Here is a 524-nt window from a genome sequence, read left to right on the forward strand (position 1 = left end):
TTTTCAGTCAGGAGCGGTTTGCGAAGGCACACGATGAACTGCGGATCCACTTCAGCGAACGTGATGTCGCGGAGATGGCGGCGGTCATCATCAACATGAACCTGTGGACCCGTCTCAAACTCGCCCAGGGAGCTGTGCCGATCGCCTCAGCTTCTCCTCCAGCGGATGAGCCGACGGCGCCTGACGCAGGTGGCCCCGCATAGCAGCGGGGACCCGACGCGCGACCCCGAGTGGGCGGATCTTGCGCTTTCACCGAACCAGGTTGGCCCCCGCAGGTGACAGCCCACGCTGACGATCTCTTCCGGCAAGTAGGGTGAACTCCTGCATCCAGGTGGCGGCGACGGTGAACCCCTGCGGGTACGGGTCGGTGGGATGCAACCCCATCTTGGAAAAGCCGGTTATCCAGGCCTGACCTGCCACGGCGGGGACGACCGCGTCGTACGGACCGACCGTTGTGAGGGCGTCGATCGACGACGTGAACCGGCTGCCGGTTATCGATTCGTGGACGAACAGCTCGCCCGGCC

The 524-nt window shown here is 64.5% G+C and carries 2 protein-coding genes; one reads left to right on the forward strand and one right to left on the reverse strand.

Annotated features, from left to right (window positions below; genetic code table 11):
* The coding region (locus tag WDC87_RS21925) for a hypothetical protein (protein ID WP_336331344.1) at nt 1–203 on the forward strand (203 nt) is incomplete at its 5' end.
* Nucleotides 204–249: 46 nt separating this feature from the next.
* Here WDC87_RS21925 and WDC87_RS21930 read toward each other — a convergent pair.
* Nucleotides 250–524 (reverse strand): proline racemase family protein (locus tag WDC87_RS21930; protein WP_336331345.1); only part of this gene is annotated, 275 nt, incomplete at its 5' end.

Origin of the sequence: Stenotrophomonas maltophilia group sp. Smal12 (genome assembly GCF_037079935.1) — a bacterium.
Taxonomy (GTDB): domain Bacteria; phylum Pseudomonadota; class Gammaproteobacteria; order Xanthomonadales; family Xanthomonadaceae; genus Stenotrophomonas; species Stenotrophomonas sepilia.